The organism is Kitasatospora sp. NPDC088134, from assembly GCF_044741705.1.
GTDB lineage: Bacteria > Actinomycetota > Actinomycetes > Streptomycetales > Streptomycetaceae > Kitasatospora.
Genome location: NZ_JBIUTD010000001.1, coordinates 719,055 through 734,295, shown reverse-complemented (window position 1 = coordinate 734,295; position 15,241 = coordinate 719,055). Strand labels below are relative to the sequence as shown.

The window sequence follows — 15,241 nt, the reverse complement described above, 5'->3', positions numbered from 1 at the left end:
TGCCGCAGGCGATGGACGGAGAGGAAGAAGAGGCAGAGGCCGAGCTGGCGGCCCGCCGGGCGCTGCTGGTGCGGGGGTTGCTGCCGCAGGCTGCGGGTGGAGGGGAGGGGGACAAGACCGGTCTGGCGTTGGCGGAGCGGGGATTGCTGCCGCAGGCGATGGACGGAGAGGAAGAAGAGGCAGAGGCCGAGCTGGCGGCCCGCCGGGCGCTGCTGGTGCGGGGGTTGCTGCCGCAGGCTGCGGGCGGCGAGGAAGGGGGCAAGACCGGTCTGGCGTTGGCGGAGCGGGGATTGCTGCCGCAGGCGATGGACGGAGAGGAAGAAGAGGCAGAGGCCGAGCTGGCGGCCCGCCGGGCGCTGGTGGTGCGGGGGTTGCTGCCGCAGGCTGCGGGCGGCGAGGAGGGGGACAAGACCGGTCTGGCGTTGGCGGAGCAGGAGTTGCTGCCGCAGGCGGCGGGCGGTGCGGGAGAGGCCGATCCGGCGGAGCCGCAGGTGGCCGGGCGTGGAGGGGTGGGGCCGGCTGGGCGTCAACTGTCGTCCACGGGCTCCCTGTTGCCGGAGGCTGCGCCCAACGGAATTGCTCCCGGGGAGCGTTGGCGGTTGGTGCTCGGGCGGGCCGGTGGGGAGCGGGGCGGGCGGGCCGGGCGGTTGGCGGCTGCGCTGGACGAGTTGTACGGGTCGGGGCGGGGCGAGGGCTCCGGGCCGGGGCTGGACGGCGGCGGAAGGGGCGGGCGGGAGGCGCCGTTCCCCGGGGTGCGGGAGTGGTCGGAGGAGTTGGCGGCGCTGTTCGGGCCGGGGGTGCGGGAGGAGGTGCTGGCGGCGGCTGTCGCGCACGGCCGCACCGACGTCCTGCAGGCCGTCGACCCGGAGGCGGTCCGTCCGTCCGTGGACCTGCTGCGCACCGTGCTGCAGCACGCCGGCGGGCTGCCGGAGTCGCGGGTGGCCGCGCTGCGCCCGCTGGTGAAGCGGCTGGTGGACGAGCTGGCGAAGGAGTTGGCGACCAGGCTGCGGCCCGCGCTGACCGGGATCACGCTGCCCCGGCCCAGCCGCCGTCCGGGCGGGCGGCTCGACCTGGACCGCACCATCCGGGCCAACCTGGCCACCGCCCGGCCGGGGCCGGACGGGGGGACGCTGATCGTGCCGGAGCGCCCGGTGTTCCGGACCAGGGCGGCCAAGGCCAACGACTGGCGGCTGGTCCTGGTGGTCGACGTCTCCGGCTCGATGGAGGCGTCCACCGTCTGGGCGGCGCTGACGGCCTCGATCCTGGCCGGGGTGCCGTCGCTGACCACGCACTTCGTCGCGTTCTCCACCGAGGTGGTCGACCTGAGCGGCCGGGTCGAGGACCCGCTGGGCCTGCTGCTGGAGGTCCGGGTCGGCGGCGGCACGCACATCGCGGCCGGTCTGCGGTACGCCCGCGGGCTGGTCACCGTGCCGTCCCGGACCATGGTCGTCGTGGTCAGCGACTTCGAGGAGGGCTACCCGCTGGGCGGGCTGCTCGCCGAGACCCGGTCGCTGGTCGGGGAGGGCTGCCGGCTGCTGGGCTGCGCCGCGCTGGACGACACCGGCCGGCCCCGCTACTCGAAGGCGGTCGCCGAACAACTCGTGGCGGCGGGCATGCCGGTGGCGGCCCTCAGCCCGCTGGAACTGGCCCGCTGGGTGGGGGAGAAGATCGCATGACGGACCGTCGGGAACCCGCCGGCGCGCCCTGGCCGGCCGTGGCGCCGGAGGTGGTCGCCGAGGTGGTGTCGGCGCTCTCGGAGCGGCTGCGCAAGCGGCTCGACGGCGCGGCCGCGAAACTCGCCGACCGGCCGGTGGTCCGGGCGGGGGAGGAGTGGCGGGTCCGGATCGACGAGGAGGCGGAGCTGGTGCTGCACGCCCCGGGCGGGGTGGTCCGCACCGCCGGGGACGTCCGCTGCGGCTGCCTGCTCGCGCCCGGCTGCCTGCACCGCGCCGCCGCCGTCACCTTCGCCCCGCTCGCCGAGGACACCGCGCCGGAGCCGCCACCGGAGCCGCAGGCAGCACCCGAGACGGTACCCGGGACGGCACCCGAGGCGGAGGCGGTGGCCGTGCAGCCGCTGACCGAGGCCGAACGCGCCGCCGTGCACCGGCTCCGGCTGACGGCGGCGCAGACCCTGGCGGCCGGGATCGGTGGGGCGGGCAGCGTGCTGCAGGCGGAACTGCTGCGCACCGCGCACCAGGCCCGGCTGCTCGGCCTGCACCGGCCCGCCGCGCTCGCCGCGACCGTGGTCACCCGGCTGCGGGCGGCCCGCTCCGGCGCGCCCGGGCACCGGCTGGCCGACCTGGTCGCCGCGCACCGCGAACTCCTCGACGCCGTCACGGTCGGCCCCGCCGACCCGGACGCCCTGCGCGGCACCGCCCGGCAGAGCTACCGGGAGGCGGGTTCGCTGCGGCTGTACGGGCTGTTCGCCGAACCGGTGGTGACGGCCACCCACGCGGGCGTCACGGTCTGGACGGTGGACGCGGACGGGGCGCTCGCCACCGTCTCCGACGTGCTGCCGCACGCCGACCCGGCACAGGCCGCGCAGCTCGCCCGGGCCGCGGCGGGCCGGCCGGTGCGGCTGGGGGACGCCTCGCTCGCGCACCGCGAACTGGCCCGCGGCGGCCTGGTGGTGCAGGGCGCGACCCGGACGGTCTCGGGGCGGCTGGGCGCGGGCGCGCAGGTCCGTGCGGCGGGCGCGTCCGGGGCGGACTGGTACCGGGAGCCGGTCGCCCGGCTCTGGGCGGAACCCGTCGGGGCCCAGGTCGAACGGGCGCTGCGGGCCGGCCGGACCCCGGCCGAACTGCGGCCCGCCGGGGACGAGTTGCTGTTCCTGGACGTCACTGTGCTCGGCCCGGGGGCGGTGCCCGGCGAGGCGGCCCCGCGACTGCTCGCCGACTGCGCGGGCCGGACGGTGGCGCTGCTCCCGGCGCTGGAGCACCCGCGGCTGGCGTACGGCGCGAACCTGGCGCTGCTGGCCGGGGTGCCGGGCCTGCGGCTGCGGGTGGTCGGCCGGCTGGAGCGGGCCGCCCACCCGAGGCTGCGGCTGCTGGCGGCCGCGCCGGGGCCGGAGTCCTCGCTCGCGCTGCGCCCCGAGTACCGGGAGCGGATCAGCCTCGGCCTGGAAGAACTCCAGCAGGCCGACCTGCCCCCGGCGGGCGGCCCGGTGCCCGCATCGGCGGGGCTGCCGCCGCAGCCCCCGCTGCACCTGCTGGCCCGGCCGCTCGAACAGGCCGTCACCACCGGCCGCGACGGCCTGGCGGCCCGTCTCGCCGCGGGCGCCACCGAGGGCCCCCGCCTCCGGGCGGCCGGCCTCGCCACCGCCGAGCACCTGCTCACCGCCCTCCGCGCGGCCGCCGCCGACCAGGAGCGCGACGTCTTCGGCCGCCTCCGCACCGATGACCGACTCGCCTACGCCACCGCCTGGTCGACCGTCGCCGGCTACGCCGAGGAACTCGCCACCGCCCTGTGCGCCGCCGCCTGGCACCGGGAGGAGGACGGCACCTGAACCCGGGCGCCGGGCGGACCGCTCCCACCCGTCCCGGCGCGACCGGACCCCGGCGGGGATCAGGGGCGCGTCGGGTCGGACAGGAGGGCCCGGAGGGTGTCGGCGTAGGAGTCGTTGAGCGCGGTGAACAGCTCCAGGCTGCGGGCCCAGTGCGCGCGGGCCTCGTCCTCGCGGCCGAGCGCGCGCAGGATCTGCGCCAGGGTGTCCAGCGAACGGGCCTGGCCGTGCTGGTCGTTGGTCGCGGTGCGGATCTCCAGGGCCTCGGTGGCGTAGCCGATCGCCCGCTCGTGCGCGCCGAGCAGCAGGCAGGTCGCGGCGGCGGTGTTCAGTGCCCCGCCCTGGGCGTAGGTGTTGCCGAGGGTGCGGAAGACCGCCAGCGAGCGCAGGCACTGCTCCAGCGCCTCCTCGGGGCGGTCCAGGTCCTGCAGGATGCGGACCAGGTTGAGCCTGGTCACGCCCTCGCTGTAGGTGTCGCCGAGTTCGAGGAAGGACTCCAGGGTCAGCAGCTGGTTCTGGTAGGCGTCCTCCAGTCGGCCGAGCTTGCGGTAGGCCACGCCGAGGTTGCCGAGGGCGGTGGCGACGGCCGTCCGGTCGCCGAGCCGGCGGTGGATCTCCAGCGCGGCCCGGCAGTGCTCCTCCATGTCGCCGAAGCGGTGCAGGTCGTGCGCCAGGACGCCCAGGTGGTTGAGCATCACGGCCTCGCCCGAGAGGTCCCCGGCGGCCCGGGCGGCGGCCAGTCCGAGCCGGCCGGTCTCCGCCCAGTCGTCCCAGTACTTGCGGAGGTTGAAGAACGCCCACAGCGACTTGGCGAGCCGCCAGGCGAGCGAGTGCAGCCCCGCCTCGGCGGCCTGCCGGACGGCGGCGACCAGGTTGGCGCGCTCCGCCTCGTACCAGCGCAGCGCCGTCTCGGCGGAGCCGCCCAGGTCGGGGGCCAGCTCGGGCGCGGCGAACGGTTCGACGGGCGGCAGTTGGGCGTCCGGGTTCAGCAGCCGGCTCGCCGCGGCGGCCGCCGCCAGGTACCAGGACACCAGGCGGCGCAGGGCGGCGGTGCGCTCCGCGGCGGGCTCGTCCCGGTCGGCGCGCTCGGCTGCGAACAGGTGCAGCAGGTCGTGCAGGGCGTAGCCGTCGGACGGGGCCCGGCCGTCGGACGGGGCGGCGCCCAGCAGGTGCAGCGAGGCGAGCTGCCCGAGCAGGGACTCGGCCCGGTGCGGCGGCAGGTCGCACAGGGCGGCGGCCGCGAGCGGGCCGACAGTGGGGCCGCTCCAGAGGCCGAGCAGCCGGAACACCCGGGCCTGGTCGGCGTCGAGCAGGTGGTGGCCGGCGCCGAAGCCGGCCCGGACGGCCTGGTCCTCGATCTGCAGCTCGTCGAGCCGGCGGTGCTGGTCGGCCAGCAGGTCGGCGAGGGTGCGCAGGCGCATCGCCGGGGCGGCGATCAGCCGGCCCGCGACGATCCGGATCGCCAGCGGCAGCCCCGCGCAGGAGCGCAGCACCTCGGCGGCGGCCGCCGGGTCGGCCCGCAGCCGCTCCTCGCCGACCAGCCGGCCGAGCAGCTCCCGGGCCTCCGCCGGGTCCAGCACGTCCAGGGCGACCCGGTGGGTGCTCTCCAGGCTGGGCAGCCGGCTGCGGCTGGTGACCAGGACGGCGTGCGGCCCGGCCCCCGGGACCAGGGCGCGCACCTGGGCGGCGTCCCGCGCGTCGTCCAGCACGATCAGCACCCGGCGGGTCGCCAGCAGGCTGCGGAACAGCGCCGCCTTGCTGTCCTCGTCCTCGGGGACGGCCTCGTGCCGCACGCCCAGCGCGACCAGGAAGCGGGCCAGCACCTCGCCGGTGCGCAGCGGGGTCGGCGAGGTGCCGCGCAGGTTCACGAACAACTGGCCGTCCGGGTACCGCCCGCGGACCTCGTGCGCCAGGTGCAGCGCCAGCGAGGTCTTGCCGACGCCGCCCGCGCCGGTCATCGCGGAGATCAGCACGGTGCCGCCGTCGCCGAGCGCCCCCTCGGCGGCGAACAGGGCGCGCAGCTCCTGCAGTTCGGCCGAGCGGCCGGTGAAGTCGGCCGGTACGCGCGGGAGTTCGGCCGGCACCGGGACGGTGGTCGCCGGTGCCGGAGCGGCGGCCGGGGCCTCGGCCGGCCCGGGGGAGCGCCGCACCCGGCGGCGGTCCTCGGCGTCCTGCAGGGCGCGCCAGGCCCGCCGCCAGGCCGCCGCCCGGCGGTCCGGGACCCCGCAGGCCGCGACCAGCGCGGTGACCACCTCCAGCCGGGGCAGGCCCGGCCGGTCCGGCCGGAGCGCGTCGGCGAGGGTGCTGCGGGCCAGGCCGCTGCGCCGGGCCAGCTCCTGGAAGGAGGGGTTGCCCGCCCAGGTCTTCAACGAGCGCAGCAGGGCGATGAACTCGGCGGCGTCCCTGGCCCGTTCGGGCGACGGCGCGGCCTCCCGGCCCGGCTCCGGCACCCCGTCCGCGCGGGCCTCTCCGGCCACCGCACCCACCCCTCCCGGTCCGTCCCACGGCATTCCTGCGCGCAGGCTACCCGACCGTCCGGGATCGTCCGGGATCATCCGGAGAACCCGCCGGACGGGCCGCCGCCCGGCAGACTTCCCGGTGCAGCGAGGACGGCCCCCGGGTCCACGGGGGACGCGGTACGGGGGCGCGGTACGGGGGTGTGGTGCCCCGGACCGCCGCACCGGAGGGCCGCCTCCTGCGCCGACCGGCCGCCGCCGGATCCGACGGGCCGTCGGGGAGGAGGCGGCCGGGCCCGCCGGTAATTCCGCAGGTCCCCGGGGGTTCCCGGCATACGATGCCCTTCCTGTCGGCCGTCGGGCCCCCACGGAAAGGCACTGCCATGCGCTGGTCACAGCTGTACGTCCCCACGCTGCGCGAGGACCCGGCGGACGCCGACGCGGCGAGCCACCGGCTGCTGGTGCGGGCCGGATTCGTCCGGCAGCTGATGGCGGGTCACTACTCGCTGCTGCCGCTGGCGGTCCGGGTCCGCAGCAAGGTCGTCGCGGTGGTCCGGGAGGAGCTGGACGGGATCGGCGCCCAGGAGTGGGTGCTGCCCGCGCTGCACCCCGCCGAGATCTGGCGGCGCTCCGGGCGCTGGGAGGTGATGGGCGAGGAGATGTTCCGGCTCACCGACCGCAGGGGTGCCGACCTGGCCCTCGGCATGACGCACGAGGAGATCTTCACCACGCTCGCCCAGGAGCTGTCGTCCTACCGCCAACTCCCGCAGCTCTGGTACCAGTTCCAGACCAAGTTCCGGGACGAGCCCCGCCCGAAGGGCGGCCTGCTGCGGGTCCGCGAGTTCACCATGAAGGACTCCTACAGCTTCGACCTCGACCGGGCCGGCCTGGACCGCTCCTTCGACCTGCACCACGCCGCCTACACCCGGATCTTCGCCCGGCTCGGCATCCCGGCGATCCCCGTGCAGGCGTCCAGCGGCAGCATGGGCGGCTCGGCCTCGGTCGAGTTCATGTCGCCCACCCCCGCCGGCGAGGACCTGGTGGTGCACTGCCCGGCCTGCGGCTACGCCGCCAACGTGGAGAAGGCCGGCTCCGCGCTGCCCGCCGTCGCGGACGGCCCGGCCCTCGCCGCGCCCGAGCGCTTCGACACCCCGGACGCCCGCACCATCGAGGAGCTGGCGCGCCTGCACGGCGTGCCCGCCGAGCAGCAGATCAAGACCCTGGTCCACGTCGCGGACGGCGCCCCGCTGCTGGTCCTGCTCCGCGGCGACCACGCCCTGGTCGAGCAGAAGCTGCTCGACGCCACCGGCGCCCGCGCGGTCCGCCCCGCCGACGCCGACGAGATCGAGGCCCTGCTGGGCGCGCGGCCCGGCAGCCTCGGCGCGGTCGGCGTGACCGGCGTGACCGTGCTCGCCGACCACGCGCTGGCCGGCCGCACCGCGATGGCCACCGGCGCCAACGAGGACGGCGTCCACCTGCGCGGCGTGGACGTCGCCCGGGACGTCGCCGTCACCCGCTGGGCCGACCTGCGCGAGGTCCGGGCCGGCGAGCCCTGCGCGGACTGCGGGGCGCCCCTGGAGGTGGTCCGGACGGTCGAGGTCGGCCACGTCTTCAAGCTCGGCCGGAAGTACACCGAGGCGCTGGACGTCACCGTGCTCGGCCCCGACGGCGCCGCCGTCCGCCCCGAGATGGGCAGTTACGGCATCGGCATCGAGCGGGCGATCGCCGCGATCGTCGAGGCCCACCACGACGCGAAGGGCATCGTCTGGCCGGTCGCCGTCGCCCCCTTCGAGGTCGCCCTCGTCCCGATCGGCAGGCTCGACGAGCGGGCCGCCGCGGCGGTCGAGGAGCTGTACGCCGCCCTGCGCGCCGAACGGCTGGACGTGCTGCTGGACGACCGCGACGAACGGCCCGGCGTGAAGTTCGCCGACATCGAACTGGTCGGCATCCCCTACCGGATCACCGTCGGCCCGCGCGGCCTGGCGGACGGCCTGGTCGAGGTCACCGTCCGCGCCACCGGCGAGACCGCGCACGTCCCGCTCGCGGCCGCCGCCGCCCACGTGGCCGCCCTGGTCCGCGCCGCCACGGGCTGACGCGCCGTGACCCCCTGCTCCGGACGTGACCCCCTGCTCCAGAGGCGTGGGCGGGGCCCGTCAGGGGCGGCGGGTGGCGAGGAGGGTGGCGAGGTCGGGGGCGAGGCGGACCTCGGTGGTGAGGAGGGAGGGGTGGTCGAACCAGTGGGTGCGGGCGGTGTCGGGCCGGCCGGCGTGGGTGGGGGGCCAGGCGGTCAGGGGGGTGAGGTCGTCGACGACGAGGGTGCCGACGGGGGTGAGCAGGAGGTCGGGGTCGGCGGGGTCGGACCGCTTGGCGTTGCCGCCGCCGTCGAGGACCAGCAGGTCGAAGGGGCCGTGCGCGTGGAGGCGGGTCCAGTCGCCGTGGACGATCTCCAGGTCGGGGACGCCGGCGAACAGTTCGCGGACGAGCGCGACCAGCCGGGCCTCGCGCTCGACGCTCACCACCCGGACCCCGGGCCGGCGGCCGGCCAGCAGCCAGGCCAGGCCGACGCCGCAGCCGGTGCCGGTCTCGCCGACGGACCCGGGGGCCCCGGCGGCGAGCGCCTGCAGCAGCCGGCCCTGCTCGGGGCGGCAGGACTGCTCGAAGCCCGCCCGCCGGGCCAGTGCCACGGCCCGGGCGACCGGTTCGGGCAGCGGGCCGGCGTCGGCGTAGCCGTCGGTTCCCCGGACGGACACGGTGCGGCCCCTTCCTCTCGCCGGGCACGGGCGGTCGCGGGCGGTGCCGCCGGGTACTGCGGGTACTGTGGGGCGACCGGAAACTTGTGATCCACCGTGCTCGGGAGTGCGGGCCCGCGGGTGGCCCCTCGTACGGGCTCGGTTGATCCGTGCCCTACCATTACGACGCCCGCTGTCCTTGAGTCTACGGACGGCGTTCGCCGCCGGGGGTGGTTTCGGCGCGCCTTCTCACGCTTCCCCATGTGGAGACCTTTCGCCATGACCCGCCTGCAACGTCGGATGGTCGACCTTGCGATCTTCGCCGCCGCACTGACGCTGCTCGGCGTGTTCGCGTCGATCCTGAGCATCGACGCCGGCAAGACGGCACCGGCCGGGCACTACGTCTGGCAGGTCAAGGCCTGGTTGGACGGCCGCTTGGACCTGGGCCCGAGCACCAGCTCCAAGGTCGTGTTCGACATGATCACGGTCCGGGGCCACTTCTACTCGATGTACCCGCCGCTGCCGGCGCTGGCCATGCTGCCCTTCGTGTGGCTGCTGGGTGACAACTTCAGCGACGTCTGGTTCACCTGGGGCGTCGCCGCGCTGAACACGGTGCTGCTGTTCCGCATCCTGGAGGCGATGCGGGTCCGGCGGCTCACCCGGCGGACCGCGCTGGAGAACCTGGTCCTCACCTTCGTCTTCGGCTTCGGCACGATCGTGCTCTGGCTGTCGATCGGCGGTCAGGTGTGGTTCACCGGCCAGCTGATGAGCGTCACCGGCATCCTGCTGGTGCTGCACTCCTCGGTGTGCCGGCGCTGGTGGCTGGCCTCGCTGGGTGTCGGCATGATCGCGCTGACCCGGACCACGGAGGTGATGATCGCGGTGGTGCCGCTGATCGTCTACCTGCGCGACCTGGGCGTGGGCCGCAAGCTCGCAGGTCGGTGGAGCCTCCGCCCCGAGCGGCTGCCCTCGCTGCGCGAACTCACGGCCCTGCTGGTGCCGTTCGGCATCTGCGGCGCGGTACTGCTGCTGCGCAACGCGCTGTACTTCGGGAGCCCGCTGAGCACCGGCTACGACATCCACTCGGCCACCGACATCGTCGAGTTCCCGTACGGCCTGATGAGTTGGCACTACATCTGGCCGAACTTCGTGATCGACTTCCTGCGCTTCCCGGAGTTCCACTACAAGGGCGTCAACGACGCCCACCCGGTGACCGACCTGATGGCCGACGGGATGGGCACCAGCATCTTCTTCAGCACTCCCCTGATGCTGCTGTTCCTGACCACCTCCCAGGGCCGCACCCCGGCGCGCTGGCTGCGCGCGACGCTGTGGGCCGGCACCGTGGCGCTGTTCGTGCCGATCATCATGTTCCAGGCCGCGGGCTGGTACCAGGTCGGTGCCCGTTACCTGCTGCCGATCTACCCGACCCTGTTCCTGCTGCTGGCGATGCGGGCGGGCCGGATCGGGCCGCGCTGGGTCTTCCTGGCCGGGCTGGGAGTGTTCAGCAACATCCTGATGGCGAGGGTCTTCTGGCAGCAGAACCCGCTCGACTCGGGGTTCGCCTGGAACGCGGCGGCCGTGGTCGCGGCGCTGTGCGCGCTGGCGATCCGGCTGCTGGCCCGGGAGGACCGGAGGATCGCGGCCGCCGGGCCGGAGACCGATCCGGAACCCGACTCCGGCCGCCGCCGATCGGAAGAGGCCACCACCGGCACCCGCTGACGGAACCCCACCGCTGACGGAACCCCACGTACCTCGTACCCGCACCACCCCTACCCCATCCCCCGAGGTCTTCACCGAGAAGACCCCGAGATCCAAGGACCTGGCTCGACATGGAATCCAGCAACACCGAGGCTTCGCTCAAGCCCGAGACCGTTGTCATAGGTGCGGGGCCGGCCGGTCTGACCGCCGCCTACGACCTGACCAAGCACGGCTTCCCGGCGCGGGTCTTCGAGGCTGACAACGTGGTCGGCGGCATCTCGCAGACCGCCGAGCGGGACGGCTGGCGCTTCGACATCGGCGGCCACCGCTTCTTCACCAAGGTCGCGGCCGTCGAGGCCCTGTGGCACGAGATCCTCCCCGACGAGGACTTCCTGCTGCGTCCGCGGATGAGCCGGATCTTCTACCGCGGCCAGCTCTTCGACTACCCGCTGAAGGCCGGCAACGCGCTCAAGGGCCTCGGCGTCATCGAGGCCGTGCGCTGCATCGGCTCGTACTTCTGGGCCCGGGTGCGCCCGCCGAAGGACCAGTCGCACTTCGAGGGCTGGGTCACCGCCCGCTTCGGCCGCCGACTGTTCTCGATCTTCTTCAAGACCTACACCGAGAAGGTGTGGGGCATGAAGACCACTGAGCTCCAGGCGGACTGGGCCGCGCAGCGGATCAAGAACCTGTCGCTGATGGCCGCGATCAAGAACGCGCTGCTGCCGAGCCGGAACCAGAAGGACATCACGTCCCTCATCGAGGAGTTCCAGTACCCGAAGTACGGCCCGGGCATGATGTGGGAGACCGCGACCGACAAGGTCCGCGCCCAGGGCGGCACGGTCGAGATGAACACCCGCGTCGAGAAGGTGTACTGGGAGCAGGGCAAGGGCGCGGTCTCCGTCGCAGTGGCCGGCTCCGACGGCACCGTCTCGCAGGTCCCGGCCGAGCACGTGGTCTCCTCGACCCCGATCTCGCACCTGGTCCGGATCATGGAGCCGGCCGCGCCGGCCGCGGTGATCGAGGCCGCGAACAACCTGCGCTACCGCGACTTCCTCACCGTCGCCCTGGTGGTGCCGGAGAAGGACGGCTTCCCGGACAACTGGATCTACATCCACAGCCCGGGCGTCAAGGTCGGCCGCATCCAGAACTTCGGTTCCTGGTCGCCGTACCTGGTCAAGGAAGGCCGCACCTGCCTCGGCCTGGAGTACTTCGTCAACGAGGGCGACGAGCTCTGGAACATGACGGACGAGGAGCTGGTCGAGCTCGGCACCGCCGAGCTGGAGCAGCTGGGCCTGACCAAGCCGGGCAGCGTCGAGGTCGGCTACGCGGTGCGCATCCACAAGGCGTACCCGATCTACGACGACCGCTACCAGGCCTCGCTCGACGTGATCCGCGCCTGGCTGGCCGAGGCGGTGCCGAACGTGCACCCGATCGGCCGTAACGGCATGCACCGTTACAACAACCAGGACCACTCGATGATGACCGCGCTGCTGACCGCGGAGAACATCCGCACCGGCTCGGCCCACGACGTGTGGGAGGTCAACGTGGAGGAGGAGTACCACGAGGAGGGCGCGGACAAGAGCGCGACCCCCAAGGGCACCGGCCGCGACGCGCCGTTCACCCCGCGCCGCGACTCCTGACGCGCGCGACCGCCGGGGGCGGGCGGTCCCGGGAGGAGTCCCGGGACCGCCCGCCCCCGGCGGTCGGCGGGCCGGACGGCCCGTCAGCGGGCGCCCGCGGGGGCGGTCGCGTCCAGGGCCCGGAGGATCTCCTCGACGGTCTGCTTGGCGTCGCCGAACAGCATCGCGCTGTTCTCGCGGAAGAACAGCGGGTTCTGCACGCCCGCGTAGCCGGAGGCCATCGAGCGCTTGAAGACGACGACCTGCTCGGCCTCCCAGACCCGCAGCACCGGCATGCCGGCGATCGGGCTGGCCGGGTCGTCCAGCGCGGCCGGGTTGACGGTGTCGTTGGCGCCGATCACCAGGACCACCGAGGTGGTGGCGAAGTCCTCGTTGATCTCGTCCATCTCCAGCACCACGTCGTACGGCACCTTGGCCTCGGCCAGCAGCACGTTCATGTGGCCGGGCAGCCGGCCGGCCACCGGGTGGACGCCGAAGCGGACCTCGACGCCGCGCTCGCGCAGCCGGCGGGTCAGCTCGGCGACCGGGTGCTGGGCCTGGGCGACGGCCATGCCGTAGCCCGGGGTGATGATCACCGACTTGGCGTCGGCGAGCAGTTCGGCGGCCTCCCGGGCCCGGATCTCGCGGTGCTCGCCCTGCTCCTGCCCGCCGCTCGCCGGGGCCTCGATGCCGAAGCCGCCCGCGATGACGGACAGGAAGGACCGGTTCATCGCCTTGCACATCACGTACGACAGGTAGGCGCCGGAGGAGCCGACCAGCGCGCCGGTGACGATCAGCAGGTTGTTGTCGAGCAGGAAGCCCGCGGCGGCGGCCGCCCAGCCCGAGTAGCTGTTCAGCATGGAGACCACCACCGGCATGTCGCCGCCGCCGATCGAGGCGACCAGGTGCCAGCCGAGCAGCAGCGCCAGCACGGTGACGGCGGCCACCGGGAGCAGCCCCGGGCTGACGGTGAACCAGGCGGTGAGGGCCGCGAAGGCGCCCAGCGCGCCCAGGTTGAGGGCGTTCTTGCCGGGCAGCACCAGCGGGCGGGAGGCGATCTTGGCGGACAGCTTCAGGAAGGCCACGATCGAGCCGGTGAAGGTGACCGCGCCGATGAAGACGCCGACCACCACCTCGGTGTGGTGGATGGTCAGCAGGTCGGCGGCGACGGCGGTCTGCGCGGCGCCGTGCCGCTCCACCTCCAGGTAGCTGTTCCAGCCGACCAGGACGGCGGCCAGGCCGACGAAGCTGTGCAGGACGGCGATCAGCTCCGGCATCCCGGTCATCTCGACCCGGCGGGCCCGCCACAGGCCGATCCCGGCGCCGATCGCGGTGGCCAGCAGGATCAGCGCGACCGCGCCGGCGTCGATGCTGCGGGAGGCCACCACGACGGTGGCGGTCAGCGCCAGCGCCATCCCGGCGATGCCGTAGGCGACGCCGGCCCGGGAGGTGCGGTGCTGGGAGAGCCCGGCCAGGCTGAGGATGAACAGCAGGGCGGCGACCAGGTCCGCGGCGTGCGCGGCGGTGAGGGACGTCATCGGGGCTCAGCCTTTCGAGAACATGCTCAGCATGCGGCGGGTGACGGCGAAGCCGCCGAAGATGTTCACGCTGGTCAGCAGGATCGCCACGAAGGACAGCACGGTGACGAGCGTGCTCTCGTGGCCGATCTGCAGCAGGGCGCCGATCACCACGATCCCGGAGATCGCGTTGGTGACCGACATCAGCGGGGTGTGCAGCGCGTGGTGGACCTTGCCGATCACGTAGTAGCCGATCACCACGGCGAGCGCGAACACCGTGAAGTTCTCCGCGAGTTGCGCCGGGGCGAAGGCCACCACCAGGAACAGCGCCAGCATGCCGAGCCCGATCAGGCCGAACCGGACGGCCGGGGCGGACCGGGACGGCTCCGGCGCGGCCGGCGCGGGCGCGGGCGCCGGGGCGGCGGCGGGGGCCGCGGAGACCGCGACCGGCGGGGGCGGCCAGGTGATCCCGCCGTCCCGGACCACGGTGACGGCGCGCTGCACCACGTCGTCGAAGTCCAGCGTCAACTGCCCGTCCCTGCCCGGGGTGAGCAGCTTCAGCAGGTTGACCAGGTTGGTGCCGAACAGCTGGGACGCCTGCGCGGCCAGCCGGGAGGCCAGGTCGGTGTAGCCGATGAGGGTCACGCCGTTGTCGGTGACCACGGTGCGGCCCGCCACCGTGCCCGCCACGTTGCCGCCCTGGGCGGCCGCCATGTCGACGACCACGCTGCCGGGCTTCATCGCCGCCACGTCCTCGGCGGTGAGCAGCTTCGGCGCCGGGCGGCCCGGGATCAGCGCGGTGGTGATCACGATGTCCACGTCGGCGGCCTGGGCCCGGTACAGCGCGGCGGCGGCCCGGTCGTAGTCGGCCGAGGTGGCCTTGGCGTAGCCGTCGGTGCTCGCCTCCTGGGCGGCCTCCACCGGCAGGTACTCGCCGCCCAGCGACCTGACCTGGTCGGCCACCTCGGGGCGCGGGTCGGTGGCCCGGACGATCGCGCCCAGGCTGGAGGCGGCGCCGATCGCGGCCAGCCCGGCCACGCCCGCGCCCGCCACCAGCACCTTCGCGGGCGGGACCTTGCCGGCCGCGGTGACCTGCCCGGTGAAGAACCGGCCGAAGGCGTGCGCGGCCTCGATCACGGCCCGGTACCCGGCGATGTTCGCCATCGAGCTGAGCACGTCCATCGACTGGGCCCGCGAGATCCGCGGCACCGCGTCCAGCGACAGCGCCGTCAGCGGACGCTCCGCCAGCAGCGCCAGCAGCTCGGGCCGTTGGGCGGGCGCCAGCAGGCCGATCACGGTCGCGCCGTCCCGCAGCCGGGCCACCTCGGGCGCCGTCGGCGCGTTCACCTTCAGCACCACGTCGGCGGACCAGGCGTTGCCGACCTCCGCGCCCGCCGCGGTGTAGGCCGCGTCGTCGAACCCGGACGCCGTGCCCGCCCCCGGTTCGACGAGCACCTCGTACCCGAGGGCCAGCAGGCCGCGCACGCTCGACGGCGTGGCGGCCACCCGGGTCTCACCGGGCGTGGACTCGGCGACCACGCCGACCCGCTGGGGCGGGCGCGGCGAGGAGTCGTTTCCAGACATCGCTCGTTCTCTCTCGTCGAAGGGATGGTGCGGGTCACGTTCCGCGGACCGGGGAGAGCAACCCCCTTTGACCGCAGGAACCTAGACTCCCCAACCCCTTCGGCAGAACGGGGCGGGCCGTGAAATGTGTCACCAC

The 15,241-nt window shown here is 74.7% G+C and carries 9 protein-coding genes; 5 read left to right on the top strand and 4 right to left on the bottom strand.

Translation table 11 applies throughout. The features are described 5' to 3' along the window. Both ACIOHG_RS02925 and ACIOHG_RS02920 read left to right on the top strand, forming a co-directional pair. Nucleotides 1-1,676: VWA domain-containing protein (locus tag ACIOHG_RS02925; RefSeq protein ID WP_400944586.1), on the top strand; the 1,676-nt coding region annotated here is incomplete at its 5' end. After that, nucleotides 1,673-3,505 (top strand): hypothetical protein, encoded by a 1,833-nt coding sequence (locus ACIOHG_RS02920; protein WP_400944584.1) that lies wholly within the window; start codon nt 1,673-1,675, stop codon nt 3,503-3,505. The genes ACIOHG_RS02925 and ACIOHG_RS02920, both read left to right, overlap by 4 nt. 59 nt (nt 3,506-3,564) lie before the next feature. Here ACIOHG_RS02920 and ACIOHG_RS02915 read toward each other — a convergent pair whose 3' ends face one another. Next, the gene (locus tag ACIOHG_RS02915) at nt 3,565-5,979 is read right to left on the bottom strand and encodes an ATP-binding protein (protein ID WP_400944583.1); all 2,415 of its coding nucleotides are present in this window, start codon (nt 5,977-5,979) and stop codon (nt 3,565-3,567) included. A 362-nt stretch (nt 5,980-6,341) separates the two neighbouring features. On the opposite strand from ACIOHG_RS02915, the gene ACIOHG_RS02910 reads away from it, so the two are divergent. Beyond that, complete coding sequence (locus ACIOHG_RS02910; protein ID WP_400944582.1) at nt 6,342-8,051, top strand: proline--tRNA ligase; 1,710 nt, start codon at nt 6,342-6,344, stop codon at nt 8,049-8,051. A 60-nt stretch (nt 8,052-8,111) separates the two neighbouring features. Here ACIOHG_RS02910 and ACIOHG_RS02905 read toward each other — a convergent pair whose 3' ends face one another. Continuing rightward, entirely contained in the window at nt 8,112-8,708 is a 597-nt protein-coding gene (locus ACIOHG_RS02905) for an O-methyltransferase (protein WP_400944580.1), read from the bottom strand. 258 nt (nt 8,709-8,966) lie between these two features. Between ACIOHG_RS02905 and ACIOHG_RS02900 the strand changes: the two genes are divergently transcribed. Both ACIOHG_RS02900 and ACIOHG_RS02895 read left to right on the top strand, forming a co-directional pair. Next, nucleotides 8,967-10,406 carry a hypothetical protein gene (locus ACIOHG_RS02900; RefSeq protein ID WP_400944578.1) on the top strand — a complete coding sequence of 480 codons (1,440 nt, stop codon included), beginning with the start codon at nt 8,967-8,969 and terminating at the stop codon, nt 10,404-10,406. Nucleotides 10,407-10,516: 110 nt separating this feature from the next. Beyond that, a complete protein-coding gene (locus ACIOHG_RS02895) occupies nt 10,517-12,025 on the top strand; it encodes an NAD(P)/FAD-dependent oxidoreductase (protein WP_400944576.1) in 1,509 nt (502 codons plus the stop codon). 83 nt (nt 12,026-12,108) lie between these two features. Here ACIOHG_RS02895 and pntB read toward each other — a convergent pair whose 3' ends face one another. Both pntB and ACIOHG_RS02885 read right to left on the bottom strand, forming a co-directional pair. Continuing rightward, entirely contained in the window at nt 12,109-13,542 is a 1,434-nt protein-coding gene (gene pntB / locus ACIOHG_RS02890; RefSeq protein WP_400944574.1) for a Re/Si-specific NAD(P)(+) transhydrogenase subunit beta, read from the bottom strand. 6 nt (nt 13,543-13,548) lie between these two features. After that, complete coding sequence (locus ACIOHG_RS02885) at nt 13,549-15,105, bottom strand: Re/Si-specific NAD(P)(+) transhydrogenase subunit alpha (RefSeq protein ID WP_400944572.1); 1,557 nt, start codon at nt 15,103-15,105, stop codon at nt 13,549-13,551. Between the last annotated feature and the right edge of the window lie 136 nt (nt 15,106-15,241).